The sequence below is a fragment of the Salinispora mooreana genome (genome assembly GCF_000379065.1).
Classification (GTDB): Bacteria; Actinomycetota; Actinomycetes; order Mycobacteriales; family Micromonosporaceae; genus Micromonospora; species Micromonospora mooreana.
In genome coordinates this window covers 2,255,387-2,271,493 of sequence record NZ_KB900614.1, presented here as the reverse complement: position 1 = coordinate 2,271,493, position 16,107 = coordinate 2,255,387, and the positions used below count along the sequence as shown (strand labels likewise).

Below are 16,107 nucleotides of genomic sequence, written 5' to 3'. Positions count from 1 at the left end.
CGCGACAGTCGTCGTGCCGCCTCGCCCGGCACGCTCGGCAGATCATGGTCGCAGCTTATTCTGCGGGAGGACGGGATAGCATGCCGCGTCAGATCTTCCAGCTGAGGATTTCCCTGGCCGGGGTCCGGCCGCTGGTCTGGCGCCGGGTGCTGGTCCCGGGCGGCTTCACCCTCGACCGGGTGCACCGGGTGGTGCAGCACGCGATGGGTTGGCGGGACTGCCACCTGCATTCGTTCGAGGTCAACGGCGAGCAGTACGGGGAGCCCGACCCGGACGGCGAGCTGTTACTCCGCGACGAGCTGGACGTGCGGCTGGACGCGGTGGTCGGTAAGGGCAGCCGCTTCCACTACACCTACGACTTCGGCAGCTGGTGGGAGCACGATCTGGTGGTGGAGGACGTCCTTCTGGCCGATCCGGAGGGGCGTTATCCCGACTGCCCGGATGGGGATCGGGCATGCCCGCCGGAGGATGTCGGCGGTCCGGCCGGCTATCTGGCGCTACTGACCGCATTCGCTGATCCGGGTCATCCCGAGCACCGCACGTTGCGTGACTGGGCGGGGGACCGCTTTGATCCGGCCGCCTTCGATTCCGGTCGGGCGGGCACGTTGCTCCGTCGATTCTGCTGACCTGTTTCGCCGCCTCGTGCGCTGACCCGGGGAAAGCGCCATCTCGCGACGGGGATCGTGGGCGCGCGGTAACGATCCAGGATTCACCCCCCTCGGCCTATTGACACGTCTGACACCTCCCGGCAATCTCATGGGAGCGTTCCCAGTAGTGCGGTACGGCTCATGTGTCCACGCCGGACCGTCGTTGAATCCATCATCGTCGGTCGACACCCCGTACCGCATCCCCATCACGACAGACGCAGCCTCACTTCGAAAAGAGGGGTCAGGATGAGCCTCACCACGCGGCGTTCCCGCCTGGCGGCCAGCGCCCTTGCCGCGATCACCGCTGTCGGCGGCCTCGCGGCCTGCGGCAACGACGACGAGCCGGCCGCGGGCGAGAAGCCCAGCAAGCTGGTCGTCGAAACGTTCGGCGAGTTCGGCTACGACGAACTCGTCAAACAGTACGAGAAGGACACCGGCATCAAGATCGAGATGCGCAAGACCGCGCAGCTGGGCGAGTACCGACCCAAGCTGGTGCGCTACCTGGCCACCGGCAAGGGTGCGGGCGACGTGGTCGCGCTGGAGGAGGGCATCCTCAACGAGTTCAAGTCCAACCCGCGCAACTGGGTGGATCTCGCCCCGCTGGTTGACGATCACTCCGAGGACTACCTGCCCTGGAAGTGGGAGCTGGGCAAGGCGCCGGACGGCCGACTGATGGGTCTGCCGACCGACGTCGGCAGCCTCGCCGTCTGCTACCGCAAGGACCTCTTCGAGGCGGCCGGGCTGCCCACCGATCGGGATGAGGTGTCGGCGCTCTGGCCGGACTGGGACAGCTTCCTGAAGACTGGCCGGACGTACCAGGAGGGCAGCGGTGGCAAGGCCCTCATCGACTCGATCACCGCAGTCGCCGACGCGTCGCTCTTTCAGCAGGGTGACGACCTCTTCTACGACAAGGAGAACAACATCATCGCGGACACCAGCCCCGCGGTGAAGGCGGCCTGGGACACCGCGGTCTCGATGGTCGACATCTCCGCCAAGGCCGCCACCTGGTCACCGGAGTGGTCCGCCGGCTTCAAGCAGGGCAGCTTCGCGGTCACCTTCTGCCCGTCCTGGATGCTCGGCATCGTCGTGGAGAACTCCGGCGAGGAGAACCAGGGTAAGTGGGACGTGGCGGCCGTGCCCGGTGGCGGCGGCAACTGGGGCGGCTCCTGGCTGGCGGTGCCGGAGCAGAGCTCCTACCACGAGGAGGCGGCGAAGCTCGCCGAGTTCCTGACCAACGCCACCAGCCAGGTGGAGGCCTTCAAGGCCAAGGGTCCGCTCCCCACCCACCTGGAGGCGCTGCAGGACGAGGCGTTCCTCAGCTACACCAACGAGTACTTCAGCGACGCCCCGACCGGGAAGATCTTCGGCGAGAGCGTCAGCAAGATCGAGCCGATCCACCTGGGGCCGAAGCACCAGGCGGTGAAGGAGAACGCCTTCGGGCTGGCCCTGCGAGCGTTCGAGAACGGACAGGCCAGTGAGGACGAGGCCTGGCAGCAGTTCACCAAGGACGCCCAGATTCAGGGTGCCTTCTGAGTGAATCCGACCTGGTGGCGTTCGGAAACCGTTCGGGCGTCACCGGTCGGTCCCGGACCGGGTGCGGCCACCTGCTGGTACCGCGTGGTGCGTCGCCCCCTGCGCGAGGGCACCAACCGGCCAGGAAAGGAATCCCATGAGCCACCGTAAGCGAGCCGCCGGTCGACCTGGCCTGCCAGCACCGCAGGGCGACCCGGAATGCAGCGGAGCGCTGACATGAGTCACTCGACCACCGTCGCCCCGTCGACACCCGCAGCACCACCACCCCCGTCTGGCGGCACCCACACGCGCCGGCGCCTCTCCCTGGCCCGCCTGGACCTCACGTACTCGCCGTACCTCTACATCGCGCCGTTCTTTCTGATCTTCGGCATCTTCGGGCTCTATCCGATGCTGCGTACCGCCTGGATGTCGCTGCACGACTGGGACATGATCGGCGATCGCACCTTCATCGGGTTGGACAACTACACCCGGCTGCTCGCCGACGAATACTTCTGGAACGCGCTGGTCAACACGTTCGGCATCTTCGCGCTGTCGACCATCCCGCAGCTGTTGCTGGCGCTCTTCCTGGCGAACCTGCTCAACCGCACCCTGCTGCGGGCCAAGACCTTCTTCCGGATGGCGATCTTCATCCCGAACGTGGTCTCGGTCGCCGCGGTCGCGATCGTCTTCGGCATGCTTTACCAACGGGAGTACGGGCTGGTCAACTGGCTGCTCGGATTCGTCGGGATCGACCAGATCGACTGGGACGGGCAGACCTGGAGCTCCTGGACGGCGATCGCATCCATGGTCAACTGGCGGTGGACGGGATACAACACCCTGATCCTGCTCGCCGGCATGCAGGCGATCCCCCGGGACCTCTACGAGGCGGCGGAGATCGACGGCGCCGGCCAGTGGCGGCAGTTCTGGCGGATCACCCTGCCGCTGCTCCGGCCGACGTTCATCTTCGTGGTCATCCTCGCCACGATCGGCGGCATGCAGCTCTTCACCGAGCCGTTGCTCTTCGCCAACGGCAACATCATCGGCGGCACCCAGCGCGACTTCCAGACCCTGGCCATGTACATGTACGAGATGGGTATCACGAATTTGAACAGCGCCGGCTACGGGGCGGCTGTCGCCTGGGCCCTCTTTCTGATTATCGGCCTGATGTCGCTGCTCAACTTCGTCCTCGTCCGCCGCGCGGCCACGTGAGGAGCCCTCGATGATCTCCGCATCCAAGCGCCTCTGGCACACCAGCCCATTGACCTACCTGGCCCTCGTCCTGGCGACCCTCCTGTCGATCTACCCCTTCTACTACATGGTGGTGATCGGCACCCGAACCCTGGACTCGATCAACGACGTGCCGCCGCCGGTCACCCCCGGTGGTGCCTTCACCGACAACTTCGGCCGAGTCCTCGACAACGATGCGGCCAACTTCCTCACCGGCATGATGAACTCGATCATCGTCTCCTCGGTGGTCACCGTGTCGGTGGTCCTCACCGGCTCACTGGCCGGCTTCGCCTTCGCGAAGCTGCGCTTCCGGGGCCGCAACGTCCTGCTGCTCTCCATTATCGTGACGATGATGATCCCCACCCAGCTGGGCATCATCCCGCTCTGGGGCATGATGCAGACGCTGGGGTGGTACGACACGCTCTACGCGGTCACCGTGCCCTTCCTGGTTACCGCCTTCGGTGTCTTTATGATGCGGCAGTACGCCAGCCAGGCGGTCTCCGACGAGCTGATCGAGGCCGGCCGGGTCGACGGTGCCAGCACCCTGCGGATCTACTGGAACATCGTGCTGCCCGCGCTGCGCCCGGCGGCCGGGGTCCTGGGGCTGCTGACCTTCATGGAGACCTGGAACTCCTTCCTCTGGCCGTACGCGGTGCTCACCCCGGAGAACCCGACGTTGCAGGTCTCCCTCTCCTTCCTGTCGTATGCGTACTACACCGACTACTCACAGGTCTTCGCCGCCACCGCCGTCGGTACCCTGCCGCTGGTCATCGTCTTCCTCCTGTTCGGCCGTCAGATCATCAGCGGGATCATGGAAGGTGCCGTCAAGTCGTGAGTAATCCTGCGAGCCCACCCGCCGCCGGCGCTCTCGCCGAACGCCCGCCGCTGACCTTCCCGCCCGGCTTCCGCTGGGGCGCCGCCACCGCGGCCTACCAGATCGAGGGTGCGGCGGCCGTCGGTGGCCGGACGCCGTCGATCTGGGACACCTTCAGCCACACCCCGGGTCGGGTGGTGGCCGGGCACACCGGTGACGTGGCATGCGACCACTACCACCGGCTCGACTGGGACGTCGCCCTCATGGCCGAGCTGGGGTTGACGTCGTACCGGTTCTCGGTCTCCTGGCCTCGGGTGCAGCCCGGCGGCACCGGCCCGATCAACCAGGAGGGACTCGACTTCTACCGGCGACTGGTGGACCAACTGTTGGCCAATGGCATCGAGCCGTGGCTGACTCTCTACCACTGGGACCTGCCGCAGCCGCTGGAGGACGCGGGCGGCTGGCCGGCCCGGGACACCGCCGCCCGGTTCGCCGACTACGCCGCCCTGGTCGCCGGCGCGCTCGGTGATCGGGTGCGGTACTGGACCACGCTCAACGAGCCGTGGTGCTCGGCGTTCCTCGGGTACGGCTCCGGGGCGCACGCCCCCGGTCGGTCCGAGCCCGCCGCCGCGGTCCGCGCCGGTCACCACCTGCTGCTCGGCCACGGGTTGGCCGTGCCGGCGCTGCGGGCGGCAGCGCAGTCCGAGGTCGAGATCGGGGTGACGCTCAACCTGTACCCGGTCACCCCGGCCACCGACTCGCCCGGCGACGCCGATGCGGCACGCCGGATCGACGGCCTGGCGAACCGGTTCTTCCTCGACCCACTGCTGCGCGGGTCGTACCCGGCGGATCTGATCTCCGACCTCAGGCAGGTCACCGACTTCGGGCACGTGCGTGCGGAGGACCTGACCGCCATCGCCGCCCCGCTGGATCTGGTCGGAATCAACTACTACAGCCGGCACGTGGTCGCTGCGCCGACGGCAGCGGGCCCGCCGGAGCCGTACTGGCGTAAGCCGTCGTGCTGGCCCGGCAGCGAAGCCGTCCGCTTTGTCACCCGGGGCATGCCGGTCACCGACATGGACTGGGAGATCGACCCTCCCGGGCTGGTCGAGACGGTGCGGCGGGTGCACGAGGAGTACACCGACCTGCCGCTCTACATCACCGAGAACGGTGCGGCCTTCGTGGACGCGGTCGTGGACGGTCAGGTGGACGACCCGGACCGAACCGCCTACTTCGACGCGCACCTGCGCGCCGCACACCAGGCGATCGCCGCGGGTGTCCCGCTGCGGGGCTATTTCGCCTGGTCGTTGCTGGACAACTTTGAGTGGGCCTGGGGCTACACGAAGCGCTTCGGCATGATTCACGTCGACTACCGCAGTCAGGCCCGCACCCTGAAGTCCAGCGGTCGCTGGTACGCCGAGACAATCCGACGTAACGGCCTGGCCGCAGAATAGGCTCGAACCAGCTATCCGGGGGGTCCCGGTGCCACCCGGTGGGCACCGGGGTCTTCCGCCGTCGGAGGGGCAGACGATGACAACGCAGCGCACCCGTTCGCTTGGGCGCCCGACTCTCGATGCGGTCGCCGCACGTGCCGGCGTTGGCCGGGGCACGGTCTCCCGCGTCGTCAACGGTTCACCCCAGGTCAGTCCCGAGGCCCGCGCCGCGGTGCAGCGGGCGATCACGGAACTGGGGTACGTGCCGAACCGGGCCGCTCGCGCCCTGGTTACCCAGCGGACCGACTCGATCGCCCTGGTGGTGTCAGAATCCGGGGACCGGGTGTTCGCCGAGCCGTTCTTCGCCGGCATCGTGCGGGGCGTCAGCTCCGGCCTGCTGGGGACCCCGTTCCAGCTCTGGCTCGTGATGGTCCAGTCCCCGAGCGAGCGGGAGCGGGTCGAGCACCACCTGACCAACCAGCACGTTGACGGCGTCCTCCTGTTGTCGCTGCACGATGCCGACCCGCTGCCCACGCTGCTGGCAGAACGGGGCCTGCCCACCGTGCTCGGGGGCCGGCCAGCCCAGATGCTGCACTCCGACGCGGAGCCGGCCTGGCTCGTGGACGCGGACAACGTCGGCGGGGCCCGGCGTGCGGTGGAGTACCTCGTCGGGCGGGGACGGCGGCAGATCGCGACCATCACCGGCCCACAGGACATGGGCGCCGGTCTGGGGCGGCTGACCGGCTACCAGGAGGCGGTCGCGAAGACGCCGAGCGGGGGCAGGCCAGACCTGATCGCGTACGGGGATTTCAGCGAGGGCAGTGGGGAGGCCGCGATGCGCCAGCTGCTGGCCGCATGCCCGGACCTGGATGCGGTCTTCGTCGCCTCGGACCTGATGGCGTTCGGTGCGCTCCGGGCGCTGCGGGAGGCCGGTCGGCGGGTACCTGAGGACGTCGCCGTGGTGGGCTTCGACGACGCGCCGATCGCCCGCCAGTCGGACCCGCCGCTGACCACGGTCTTCCAGCCGATCGAGGAGATGGGACGGCAGATGGCCCAGTTGCTGGTGTCCCGGATCCGTGGTGAGCAACGGGCCACCACCAACATCCTCCTGGACACCGAGTTGGTCGAGCGCGCCAGTACCTGACACCCGCCGATGGGCCCTGCGTTGGAGCCGTCGCTGGGCGTGGTGGCCTCGGCGTGCCCGGAGGCCGGTGCAGCGATTGTGGCGTGGTGCCGGAGGTGGTGTCCGGCGTGGCGACTCAGGCGTGGCGGCGGAGTTCGCGGCGGGCCAGAGCGGCCTTGTGGACTTCGTCCGGTCCGTCGGCGAGACGCAGGGTGCGGGCCTGGGTCCAGAGCGCCGCCAGCGGGGTGTCCTGGCTGACGCCGGCACCCCCGTGCGCCTGGATGGCCTTGTCGATCACCCACTCCGCCATCGAGGGCGTGTCGATCTTGATGGCCTGGATCTCGGTGTGCGCGCCCTTGTTGCCGACCGTGTCCATCAGCCAGGCCGTCTTGAGCACCAGGAGCCGGGACTGCTCGATCCGGACCCGCGCCTCGGCGATCCACTCGCGCACCACACCCTGCTCGGCGATCGGTCGGCCGAACGCCACCCGGTTGAGAGCGCGCCGGCAGAGCAGCTCCAGCGCCCGCTCCGCCATGCCGATCAACCGCATGCAGTGGTGGATTCGGCCGGGACCGAGCCGGGCCTGGGCGATCGCGAAGCCGGCCCCCTCCGTACCGATCAGATTTTCCACCGGGACCCGGACATCGTCGAAGTCGATCTCGGCATGGCCGCCGTGTGGGCCGTCGTGGTAGCCGAAGACGTGCAGCCCGCGTCGGACGGCGACCCCAGGTGTGTCCCGCGGCACCAGGATCATGCTCTGCTGCCGGTGCCGGTCGGCCGACGGGTCCGTCCGGCCCATCACCACGAAGATCTGACAGGCCGGATCCATGGCGCCGGACGACCACCACTTGCGGCCGTTGATCACGTAGTGGTCGCCGTCGCGAGTGATCCGGGTGGCGATGTTGGTGGCGTCGGAGGAGGCGACCTCCGGCTCGGTCATGCAGAACGCCGAGCGGATCTCCGCCGCCAGCAGCGGGCGCAGCCACCGCTGGCGCTGCGCCTCGGTGCCGAACTCGGCAAGCAGCTCCATGTTGCCGGTGTCCGGTGCCGCACAGTTGAGCGCCTCCGGGGCGAGGTGCGGGCTCCGGCCGGTCAGCTCGGCGAGCGGAGCGTACTGCAGGTTGGTTAGTCCGGCGCCGTGGTGGGGGTCGGGGAGGAAGAGGTTCCACAGGCCCCGCCGGCGGGCCGCCGCCCGCAACTCGGCCAGCACCGGCGGCCGAGCCCACTGGTCCGTGGCACTCGCGACCTGCTCGGCGTAGACCGACTCGGCCGGGTAGACCTGTTGCTCCAGGAAGTCGGTCAGCTCGGCCCGCAGCCGTTGGGTGTGGGCGTCGTGGGTGAAGTCCATCAGCTCCTCCTCGAGACGGCGGTCAGCCCGTACGCGACCAGGGGTGCGACCATCTCGCCGATCTGGTCGAAGCCCTCGCCGAGGGTCTGCCCCTGGCGGTGCCGGTAGTGGATGCCCTCGCAGATCACCGCGAGTTTGAAGCACCCCAGGGCCACATGCCAGTCCAGCGGGCCGACGTCGATCCCGCTGCGGCTGGCGTATCGCTCGATCAGCTCGGCGCCGGCGGGGAAGCCGGCCTGGGGCCCGAGCCCGTCGGCGACGGGATTGCGCGGGGCCGCATCCCCGCCCATGGCATCCCAATAGGTCACAAGGAGGCCCAGGTCGGCCAGCGGGTCGCCGAGGGTGGCCATCTCCCAGTCGAGCACCGCCCGGACGGCGACCGGGCTGACGGTGGCGAGGAGGTTGTCCAGCCGGTAGTCGCCGTGCACGATCCGCCCCGCGTCGGAACCCTCGGGAGCGGTGCTGGCCAGCCGGTCGCGTAGCTCGTCAATGTCGGGCAGTGGCCGGCTTCGGGAGCTGTCGAGCTGCCCGGACCAGCGGCGGACCTGGCGGGCGAGGAAGCCTTGCGGACGGCCGAAATCGGCCAGGCCGACCGCTGCCGGATCCACGGTGTGCAGCGCGGCGAGGGTGTCCATCATCGCCATCGCCAGCCCCTGCCGCTGTTCGGCGGGGAGCGGATCGGTCTGCTCCCGGGCGCGGAACACCGTGCCGTCCACGTGTGCCATCACGTAGAACGGTGCCCCGATCACCTCCGGGTCGGTGCAGAGCAGCAGTGCCTTCGGCACCGGCACCTCGGTCGGGGCGAGCGCCGAGATCACCCGGAACTCCCGCGCCATGTCGTGTGCCGTGGCCAGCACGTGGCCCAGCGGCGGCCGACGTAGCACGACCTCTCGCTCTCCGGCGCGCAGCAGGTACGTCAGGTTGGACCGGCCGCCGGTGATCAAGCGGGCGCTGAGTGGCCCGTCGGCCAGGTCCGGCCGGTGCGCGGCGAGGTGACCGGCGAGCCGGCCCAGGTCCAGACCCGGCGGGGAGCCGGTCGGTACGGAGTCGTCGATGGCCGGCTCGGTCATCCGCATAGTTGATGGCAGCTCACTTCTGATGTCAAGGCCAGTGTCCGGCCGGGGACAGCCAAGGGCGTTGACCGTCACCAGTGGCGGCGACCGACCTCAGGAGGCGGCCTCTTCCTGGGTCCGAAACCGATCCGTCACCCTGCGTTGTGGGTTCCGCAACAGCCGTAGGGGAGGGTCGTACCTGGGGAAGGGAGTAGCACATGACACGGTGGGGAGAACAGACTCTGGTGGCGGACCGGCCCACCCGCCGGGCGGGTCGAGGGCGGGCCGACCCGGTCACCCTGGGCCTGCCGGACGGCACTGAGCTGGGCATACGCTCAGCGGTCGGGGACGACCTGCCCGGCGTGGTTGACCTGCACGAGCGGTGTTCGGCGCGCAGCCGCAACCGCCGTTATCATGGTGGTTCCGCCCGGCTCGCCCCGGCGCGGATGCGCCGACTGTTGGAGCCGGCTCGGGGGGTCACTCTGCTGGCCACGCCGACCGCTTCCCCATCGCCAGTCGCGCCGGTGGTGGCGATGGCCAATCTGCTCGGCGAGGGAGACACGGCTGAGGCGGCGTTGCTGGTGCGCGACGACTGGCAGCGCCGCGGGCTCGGATCGGCGCTGCTCCGCCGGCTCGTGGGGCAGGCGGAGCAGCGCGGATACGCCGCGTTGGATCTGCACATTCAGGCGGAGAACACGCCGATGTTGCGGGCCGTCCGCCGATTGGGCCGGCCATCGGCGGTCGATCGGGATGGCTCGCTGCTCACCCTGACGGTGCCGTTGATCGCCGCTGTCTCTCCGATCAGGGCAGCGCTGGACCTCTCCGTCGCAACGCGGTGATCATTCGTTTCGGGTCGCTGTGGATATCAGATTCTTGTCGCCATAGGAGAGTTTCGTGACAGGGCAAGGTGCAGGGGAGGTGCGAGTGCCGCCGTGCGCAAATGGCGATGATTTTGGTAGCGCACCTGAACATATTCCCTCGTACTGTTAAAGGAGCACCACCTCACACCTCGAGGGGGCACTCCTATGTTCAATGACTTTCTGATCTCTGTCATCCGTACCGCCGTCCCGGCCGCTGTCGGTGCCGTACTGGCCTGGCTCGCCTCCAAAACGGGAGTCATCCTTGACGCCGACTCCTCCGCCGCGTTGACCGCCAGCGCGGTCGCCGTTGCCGTTGCCGTCTACTATGCCCTCGCCCGTGCTCTGGAGACCCGGTGGCCCTGGCTCGGCGTGCTGCTGGGGCGGCGGGCGAAGCCCGTCTACGAGGTGCCGCGTACCAGCAAGGGCGAGGCCTGACGCGCTCGTCCGTCCCGCTGCCTGGTGTGGTGAGTCAGTGGTGGCGAGTGACCGAAAGTCACCCGCCACCACTGCCAAAGTGGCCACCGTTCATTTCTCAGAATTTGTTCGTTCAGGACGGCGTTGTCAGCTGCACCCAGGGGTTGTTGCAGGTGAAGTTCTGCCCCTGCGTAGCGCATTCGGTCTCCCATACCTCGCCCTCGGTGGTCAACACCTTTACCCAGGCGTCATTTCCGGCGGCGGAGATGGCGACCCCGCAGACGGAATCTCCCGGGTAGTTGGCGTTTCCGCTGAGATCGGTCCAGGTGTAGGGCCCCGGCGGTGCTGGGTTGAGACGTCTGCGACCGGCATAGGTGACCCCGTCCGAACCACCGCACTTGGTGGGTGGGGTTGGGCACCACCTGAGGCGTGCGGGCGGCGGATGGCGACCGTGTCGGGCCATCCGCCGCCCGTCCGTGTGGTGTGGCTTCGTCATGGTGACAGAGGCGGCTCGGCTGTCGACGGAGCCGGCTGACGCGTCAGACGTTCGGCGGTAGCGCCGTCCGGTCCGGGAAGTTGCCGTAGAGGCGATCGTCGGCGCCGCCGACGGTGACCGCCTGGACCAGCAGGTCGCCGCCGACGAAGGCCCCCTTCCAGGAGGCGCCCCGACCACCGAACGGCTCCTGGCGGTCGCCCCGGGAACGGGGCTTGTTGATGCCGACCTTGAACGCCTGCACGTCCATGGCGAGCTTCGCCGCCTCGTCCTCGTCGTCGCAGGCGAGGGAGGCGACCAGCGCGCCGTTGGAGGCGTTCATCGCGGCGAGCAGCTCGTCGGTGGTGTCCACCACCACGATCGTGTCGACCGGCCCGAACGGCTCGGCGTGCATCAGGCGGGATCGACCGGGCGGCGCGAGCAGTACCGACGGCGCCACGTAGGCGGAGGTGTCCTGACCGTTGAGGAACGGCGCCCCGTCGAGCCGGCCCCGGTGCAGCGGGACCGCGCCGCCCCGCACCGCCTCGTCGACCTTGCGGTGGAGTTCGTCGGCCTTGGCGGCGCTGATCAGGGGCCCGAAGTCCAGCTCGGGGAGCGGGTCGCCGGCGGACCATCCGTCGCCCACCGCCAGCGGGTGTCCGAACCGGACGGACCGGATCACCGGCAGGTACACGTCGAGGAACTGGTCAACCAGGTTTCGTTGTACGACGAAGCGTGGGTAGGCGGTGCAGCGTTGCTTGCCGTACTCGAAGCCCTTCTTCAGGTGCCCGGCGAGCTGATCCCACCGGGAGAAGTTCCAGATCCCCCAGGCGTTGAGCCCCTCCTGTTCGATGAAGTGCCGCTTGTCGGTGTCCAGCAGCGCTGCCGCCACCTTTCCGCCGTTGGAACGCCCGCCGACGAACGCCACCGCGCCGACTTCCGGGGCGCGGACCAGCACCTCGGACAGTTCCTCGCCACTGCCGGAGATCAGCGTGGCGGGCAGGCCGGCGCGGCGCATCAACGCGTGCGCGACGGTGAGGCAGACCGCACCACCCTGCGACGGGGTCTTGGCGATCACGGCGTTCCCCGCGAGCAGTTGCACCAGCTCGGCGTGGACCAGGACGCTCATCGGGTAGTTCCAGGAGGCGATGTTGCTCACCGGCCCGGGAAGGGGTTCCCGGCCGTCGGCGAGCATCCGGTCGATCTCCTCGACGTACCACCGGACGCCGTCGAGCGCCCGGTCAACGTCGGCGCCGGCAAGCCGCCACGGCTTGCCGATCTCCCAGACGAGGAGCAGGGCGAGGAGGTCACGGTGGGCGGTCAGGGCGTCCAGGGCCGCGGTGACCCGCGCCTTCCGTTCGGCGAGGGGGGTGTCGGCCCAGTCGCGGTGGGCGGCGGCAGCGTGGGCGACCGCGGCGCGGGCGGTTGTCGCATCCAGCCGGGGGAGGCGGACCAGGGTGGTGTTGTCGACCGGCGTGCGTATGGTGGCCGGGGTGCCGACTGCTCGCCAGTCGCCCTCGATCAGGTTGTGCAGCATCCGGATGCCGTCGGTCGGGGCGGAAAAGGCTTCGGGGGCGGCGGCCACCGCGCGGTCGAGGACCTCGGACCAGGCGGTCCCGTCGGCGAGTCGTAGAGCCATCGCGATCTCCTCAGGGTTGTCCGGGGAGCGGCGGCGTCGATGGCACCGCTGATGTGGCGTACTGTCGCCTGCCCTGAGCGGGGCGGCAACAGTACGTTCGTATGTCAGGACGGTGGGCTGTCCGTGGTCCGTCTATTCAGCGGGTGTGGAGTCGCCCTGTCTTCGTCCTGAACTGGCCGAACATCCCGGCTTAAATCGAAAATCTTGGATGTTGTGAGGAATCTCCGGGTGCGGGCCCAGCCCGCGTCTCACCGTGCTCGACGTGGGCTAGGCCCGCGTTTCGCCGTGCTCGACGCAGACCGCAGCCCAACTGATCGGCAGCACCTGCACTTTCATCCGTCGCCGGCAGTGCCCGCAGTGGCGGGGTGGCTCCCACTGCCGGGCGGCCCGGCAGGCGGTGTGGTCCCCCTCGCCGGCCGGCGTGCCGCACCGGTCGCACCAGAAGGCAGCGGTCCCGGCCGGGGCGCCGACCCTCGTCGACGTACCAGGCGGGGCCGGCCCCGTCGTGTCGCTGCTCATCCCGGCCGGGCTCACAGCGTCGCGGAGAGCGCCTTGACCGGCATCTTCAGGTCCTGGAGGAGCTCCAGGTCCGTCGTGGCCGGACGGCCCAGCGTGGTCAGGTAGTTGCCGACGATCACCGCGTTGATGCCGCCGAGCAGGCCGCTGCGGGTACCCAGGTCGCCGAGCGTGAGCTCGCGACCACCGGCGTACCGGAGGATCGTGCGGGGCATGGCGAGCCGGAACGCGGCGATGGCGCGCAGCGCGTCCTTCCCCTCGACCACCGAGCGGTCCTCCAGCGGGGTGCCGGGCCGGGGGTTGAGGAAGTTCAGCGGAACCTCGTGCGGGTCCAGCTCGGCGAGCTGGGCGGCGAACTCGGCGCGCTGCTCGACGGTCTCCCCGAGGCCGAGGATGCCACCGCAGCACACCTCCATGCCGGACTCGCGGACCATCCGCAGCGTCTCCCAGCGTTCCTCCCAGGAGTGGGTGGTGACCACGTTCGGAAAGTACGAGCGGCAGGTCTCCAGGTTGTGGTTGTAGCGGTGCACGCCCATCTCGACCAGCTCGTCAACCTGCTCCTGGGTGAGCATGCCGACCGAGGCCGCCACCTGGATGTCGACCTCCGCCCGGATCGCGGCGACGCCCTCCCGTAGCTGTCGCATCAGCCGGTCGTCCGGGCCGCGCACGGCGGCCACGATGCAGAACTCGGTCGCGCCGGTCTTCGCGGTCTGCTTCGCCGCCTCCACGAGCGACGGAATGTCCAGCCACACCGCGCGGACCGGCGAGGTGAACAGGCCGGACTGCGAGCAGAAGTGACAGTCTTCCGGGCAGCCGCCGGTCTTCAGCGAGACGATTCCCTCGACCTCGACCTCCGGCCCACACCAGCGCATCCGTACCTCGTGTGCGAGCTGGAGAGCGGCGGGCAGGTGCTCGTCGGGGAGGTTCAGCACGGCGAGGACGCCGGCCTCGTCGAGGCCGACGCCGTTCTCCAGTACCTGGGTGCGGGCCTGGTCGAGGATCTCTGGCATGGCCGTACCCTACAAGGCCACCGCGTCGGGAAGAGTCGGCCGGGCGACCCGCGTGGGACCGAAGCACGGCGCGCCGGGGCGTCGCGCGGCACGCCGGAGCGGCGTCAGGCCAGGTGGTACGTTCGCCCCGGCGGAGGCGCCCGGCGAGCGGGAGCCGGGGAAGGAGCGGCGGTGTCGGACTGGCTTGCGGCACTGGACCGCCGAGCCGAGCTGCGCGCCAAGGCGGGGCTGACCCGTACCCTCCGCCCTCGAACCGCCGCCGACGACATCGTTGACCTGGCCGGCAACGACTACCTCGGCCTGTCGAGGCACCCCGCGGTGACCGCCGCGGCCACCGCGGCGCTCGACGAGTACGGGCTGGGTGCCACCGGGTCCCGGCTGGTGCGTGGCTCCACCGCACCGCACCACGCCCTCGAAGAAGATCTCGCTGGTTGGCTCGGGGCCGAACGCGCCCTGCTCTTCTCCTCCGGCTACCTGGCCAATATCGGTGCGGTTCGCGGCCTGGTGCGGCCGCGGACGCTCCTGGTCTCCGACGCGCACAACCACGCGTCGCTGATCGACGGGTGCCGGATTTCCGGTGCGGAGACCGTGGTGACCCCACACGCCGACGTGGACGCGATTCGGGCCACGCTCGCCGCCGCGCCGGGTCGCCCCGCGGTGGTGGTAACCGAGTCGGTGTTCTCGGTTGACGGGGACCTCGCTCCCCTCGCCGAGCTGCATGCGGTCGCCCGGGAGCACAACGCGTTGCTGCTGGTTGACGAGGCCCACGGGCTCGGCGTGGTCGGCCCCGGTGGTGCCGGGGGAGCGACCGCGGCCGGTCTGGCCGGGAAGCCCGACGTGATTGTCACCGCGACGCTCTCCAAAGCGTTGGGCGGAGCCGGCGGCGTGGTCGCCGCTCCGGCGGAGTTCGTCCGGCATCTGGTCGAGACCGGGCGGACGTTCATCTTCGACACCGCCCCGCCGCCGGCGGTGGCGGCCGGGGTGCGGGCCGCCGTGGGGCTGGCCTGGAGGGGCGAGCAGCTGCGGGCTGAGTTGGGTGACCGGGCCGCCTTCGCGGTCCGGCGGTTGCGTTCCGCCGGCCTGACCGGGTCGGTGCCGAAGGGCGCGGTCGTGTCGGTGACCGCACCCGGTCCCGAGGCGGCCACCGCCTGGGCCGCCGACTGCCGGGACCGGGGCGTCGCGGTCGGCTGCTTCCGTCCCCCCTCCACCCCGGACAGCCGTTCCCGGCTCCGGCTGACCGTCAACGTCGGGGTTCCCCGGGCGGACTTCGAGCGGGCCCTGGAGGTCATCGTGGAGTGCGCGCCGTGAGTGCGACGCCGTGGCGGGGGCCGGTGCTGGTGACCGGCACCGACACCGGGGTCGGCAAGACCGTGGCGACCGCGGCGGTCACCGCGGCGGCGCAGGCCGCCGGGCTGCGGGTCGCGGTGGTCAAGCCAGGCCAGACCGGTACGGCCACCGGCGACCCGGTCGACATCGACGAAGTCACCCGACTCGCCGCACCGCTCACCGGGCGGACGCTGGCGAACTTCCCCGATCCGCTGGCCCCACTGGCCGCGGCCCGGGTCGCCGAGCTGCCGCCACTGGAGCTGTACACGGCGGTTGACGCCGTCCGCGCCGAGGTCGACAAGCACGACCTGGTCCTGGTCGAGGGGGCTGGCGGGCTGCTCGTGCCGATGGGGCTGCGCCCGTCGGGTGAGCCGTGGACGATGGCCGATCTCGCGGTCTCCCTCGGCTGCCCGGCTGTGGTGGTGGCGCGGGCCGGTCTGGGCACCCTCAATCACACCGCGCTCACCCTGGAGGCGTTGGAACGCCGGGCGGTGCCGGCGGGGGTGCTGCTCGGTGCCTGGCCGGCCGAGCCGGAGTTGGTCCACTGGGCGAACCTGACCGACCTGGTGCCGTACCTGCTCGGTGCGTTGCCGGCCGGAGCCGGGGCGATCGACCCGGGCGTGTTCCGGCGGTCCGCGCCCGGGTGGCTCACCCCCGCGCTGTACGGGGTGCTCGACGACTGGCGGGTCTGGGCCGAGGAGGTCCGCTGAGCCG

15 protein-coding genes and 1 pseudogene are annotated in these 16,107 nt (G+C 70.0%); 10 read left to right on the top strand and 6 right to left on the bottom strand.

Annotated features, from left to right (window positions below; all coding sequences use genetic code 11):
* The first annotated feature begins 80 nt into the window (after positions 1-80).
* From SALPAC6_RS0110860 to SALPAC6_RS0110835, 6 genes are all read left to right on the top strand, one after another.
* Positions 81-626 carry a plasmid pRiA4b ORF-3 family protein gene (locus tag SALPAC6_RS0110860; RefSeq protein ID WP_018253438.1) on the top strand — a complete coding sequence of 182 codons (546 nt, stop codon included), beginning with the start codon at positions 81-83 and terminating at the stop codon, positions 624-626.
* Positions 627-893: 267 nt separating this feature from the next.
* Positions 894-2,180 carry an ABC transporter substrate-binding protein gene (locus SALPAC6_RS0110855; RefSeq protein ID WP_018253437.1) on the top strand — a complete coding sequence of 429 codons (1,287 nt, stop codon included), beginning with the start codon at positions 894-896 and terminating at the stop codon, positions 2,178-2,180.
* A gap of 216 nt (positions 2,181-2,396) precedes the next feature.
* The gene (locus SALPAC6_RS0110850) at positions 2,397-3,368 is read left to right on the top strand and encodes a carbohydrate ABC transporter permease (RefSeq protein ID WP_018253436.1); all 972 of its coding nucleotides are present in this window, start codon (positions 2,397-2,399) and stop codon (positions 3,366-3,368) included.
* A 10-nt stretch (positions 3,369-3,378) separates the two neighbouring features.
* Positions 3,379-4,221 carry a carbohydrate ABC transporter permease gene (locus SALPAC6_RS0110845; RefSeq protein ID WP_018253435.1) on the top strand — a complete coding sequence of 281 codons (843 nt, stop codon included), beginning with the start codon at positions 3,379-3,381 and terminating at the stop codon, positions 4,219-4,221.
* Positions 4,218-5,654 (top strand): GH1 family beta-glucosidase, encoded by a 1,437-nt coding sequence (locus tag SALPAC6_RS0110840; RefSeq protein WP_018253434.1) that lies wholly within the window; start codon positions 4,218-4,220, stop codon positions 5,652-5,654. The genes SALPAC6_RS0110845 and SALPAC6_RS0110840 overlap by 4 nt, the downstream gene beginning before the upstream one ends.
* A 76-nt stretch (positions 5,655-5,730) precedes the next feature.
* Positions 5,731-6,777, top strand: a complete 1,047-nt coding sequence (locus tag SALPAC6_RS0110835; RefSeq protein ID WP_018253433.1) for a LacI family DNA-binding transcriptional regulator — start codon at positions 5,731-5,733, stop codon at positions 6,775-6,777.
* A gap of 115 nt (positions 6,778-6,892) precedes the next feature.
* On the opposite strand, the gene SALPAC6_RS0110830 is transcribed toward SALPAC6_RS0110835, so the two are convergent.
* Positions 6,893-8,104, bottom strand: a complete 1,212-nt coding sequence (locus tag SALPAC6_RS0110830) for an acyl-CoA dehydrogenase family protein (RefSeq protein WP_018253432.1) — start codon at positions 8,102-8,104, stop codon at positions 6,893-6,895.
* A complete protein-coding gene (locus SALPAC6_RS0110825; protein WP_018253431.1) occupies positions 8,104-9,174 on the bottom strand; it encodes a phosphotransferase family protein in 1,071 nt (356 codons plus the stop codon). The genes SALPAC6_RS0110830 and SALPAC6_RS0110825 overlap by 1 nt, the downstream gene beginning before the upstream one ends.
* 200 nt (positions 9,175-9,374) lie before the next feature.
* Here SALPAC6_RS0110825 and SALPAC6_RS0110820 point away from each other — a divergent pair, with 200 nt between their 5' ends.
* Positions 9,375-9,995 carry a GNAT family N-acetyltransferase gene (locus SALPAC6_RS0110820; protein WP_026189541.1) on the top strand — a complete coding sequence of 207 codons (621 nt, stop codon included), beginning with the start codon at positions 9,375-9,377 and terminating at the stop codon, positions 9,993-9,995.
* Positions 9,996-10,181: 186 nt separating this feature from the next.
* On the top strand, positions 10,182-10,451 hold the full coding sequence (locus tag SALPAC6_RS0110815) for a hypothetical protein (RefSeq protein WP_018253429.1): 270 nt from the start codon (positions 10,182-10,184) through the stop codon (positions 10,449-10,451).
* A 112-nt stretch (positions 10,452-10,563) separates the two neighbouring features.
* Here SALPAC6_RS0110815 and SALPAC6_RS27590 read toward each other — a convergent pair.
* From SALPAC6_RS27590 to bioB, 4 genes and pseudogenes are all read right to left on the bottom strand, one after another.
* Positions 10,564-10,818: pseudogene (locus tag SALPAC6_RS27590) on the bottom strand (hypothetical protein); the annotation flags it as partial.
* Between the two features lie 151 nt (positions 10,819-10,969).
* Positions 10,970-12,541 (bottom strand): aldehyde dehydrogenase family protein, encoded by a 1,572-nt coding sequence (locus tag SALPAC6_RS0110805; RefSeq protein ID WP_018253428.1) that lies wholly within the window; start codon positions 12,539-12,541, stop codon positions 10,970-10,972.
* 267 nt (positions 12,542-12,808) lie between these two features.
* Positions 12,809-13,060 carry a biotin synthase auxiliary protein BsaP gene (bsaP, locus tag SALPAC6_RS27585; protein WP_080636154.1) on the bottom strand — a complete coding sequence of 84 codons (252 nt, stop codon included), beginning with the start codon at positions 13,058-13,060 and terminating at the stop codon, positions 12,809-12,811.
* An 11-nt stretch (positions 13,061-13,071) separates the two neighbouring features.
* Positions 13,072-14,067 carry a biotin synthase BioB gene (gene bioB, locus SALPAC6_RS0110795; protein ID WP_018253427.1) on the bottom strand — a complete coding sequence of 332 codons (996 nt, stop codon included), beginning with the start codon at positions 14,065-14,067 and terminating at the stop codon, positions 13,072-13,074.
* A 171-nt stretch (positions 14,068-14,238) separates the two neighbouring features.
* Here bioB and SALPAC6_RS0110790 point away from each other — a divergent pair, with 171 nt between their 5' ends.
* A complete protein-coding gene (locus SALPAC6_RS0110790; protein WP_018253426.1) occupies positions 14,239-15,375 on the top strand; it encodes an 8-amino-7-oxononanoate synthase in 1,137 nt (378 codons plus the stop codon).
* Entirely contained in the window at positions 15,363-16,103 is a 741-nt protein-coding gene (bioD, locus tag SALPAC6_RS0110785) for a dethiobiotin synthase (protein WP_018253425.1), read from the top strand. Before SALPAC6_RS0110790 ends, bioD begins: the two co-directional genes overlap by 13 nt.
* The last annotated feature ends 4 nt before the right edge of the window (positions 16,104-16,107 follow it).

What these genes read in the sequence shown, in the direction of transcription:
- SALPAC6_RS0110860 (WP_018253438.1), top strand. Translation starts at nt 81, where the DNA reads ATGCCGCGTCAGATCTTCCAGCTGAGGATTTCCCTGGCCGGGGTCCGG.
- SALPAC6_RS0110855 (WP_018253437.1), top strand. Translation starts at nt 894, where the DNA reads ATGAGCCTCACCACGCGGCGTTCCCGCCTGGCGGCCAGCGCCCTTGCC.
- SALPAC6_RS0110850 (WP_018253436.1), top strand. Translation starts at nt 2,397, where the DNA reads ATGAGTCACTCGACCACCGTCGCCCCGTCGACACCCGCAGCACCACCA.
- SALPAC6_RS0110845 (WP_018253435.1), top strand. Translation starts at nt 3,379, where the DNA reads ATGATCTCCGCATCCAAGCGCCTCTGGCACACCAGCCCATTGACCTAC.
- SALPAC6_RS0110835 (WP_018253433.1), top strand. Translation starts at nt 5,731, where the DNA reads ATGACAACGCAGCGCACCCGTTCGCTTGGGCGCCCGACTCTCGATGCG.
- SALPAC6_RS0110830 (WP_018253432.1), bottom strand. Translation starts at nt 8,104, where the DNA reads ATGGACTTCACCCACGACGCCCACACCCAACGGCTGCGGGCCGAGCTG.
- SALPAC6_RS0110825 (WP_018253431.1), bottom strand. Translation starts at nt 9,174, where the DNA reads ATGACCGAGCCGGCCATCGACGACTCCGTACCGACCGGCTCCCCGCCG.
- SALPAC6_RS0110820 (WP_026189541.1), top strand. Translation starts at nt 9,375, where the DNA reads ATGACACGGTGGGGAGAACAGACTCTGGTGGCGGACCGGCCCACCCGC.
- SALPAC6_RS0110815 (WP_018253429.1), top strand. Translation starts at nt 10,182, where the DNA reads ATGTTCAATGACTTTCTGATCTCTGTCATCCGTACCGCCGTCCCGGCC.
- SALPAC6_RS0110805 (WP_018253428.1), bottom strand. Translation starts at nt 12,541, where the DNA reads ATGGCTCTACGACTCGCCGACGGGACCGCCTGGTCCGAGGTCCTCGAC.
- bsaP (WP_080636154.1), bottom strand. Translation starts at nt 13,060, where the DNA reads ATGAGCAGCGACACGACGGGGCCGGCCCCGCCTGGTACGTCGACGAGG.
- bioB (WP_018253427.1), bottom strand. Translation starts at nt 14,067, where the DNA reads ATGCCAGAGATCCTCGACCAGGCCCGCACCCAGGTACTGGAGAACGGC.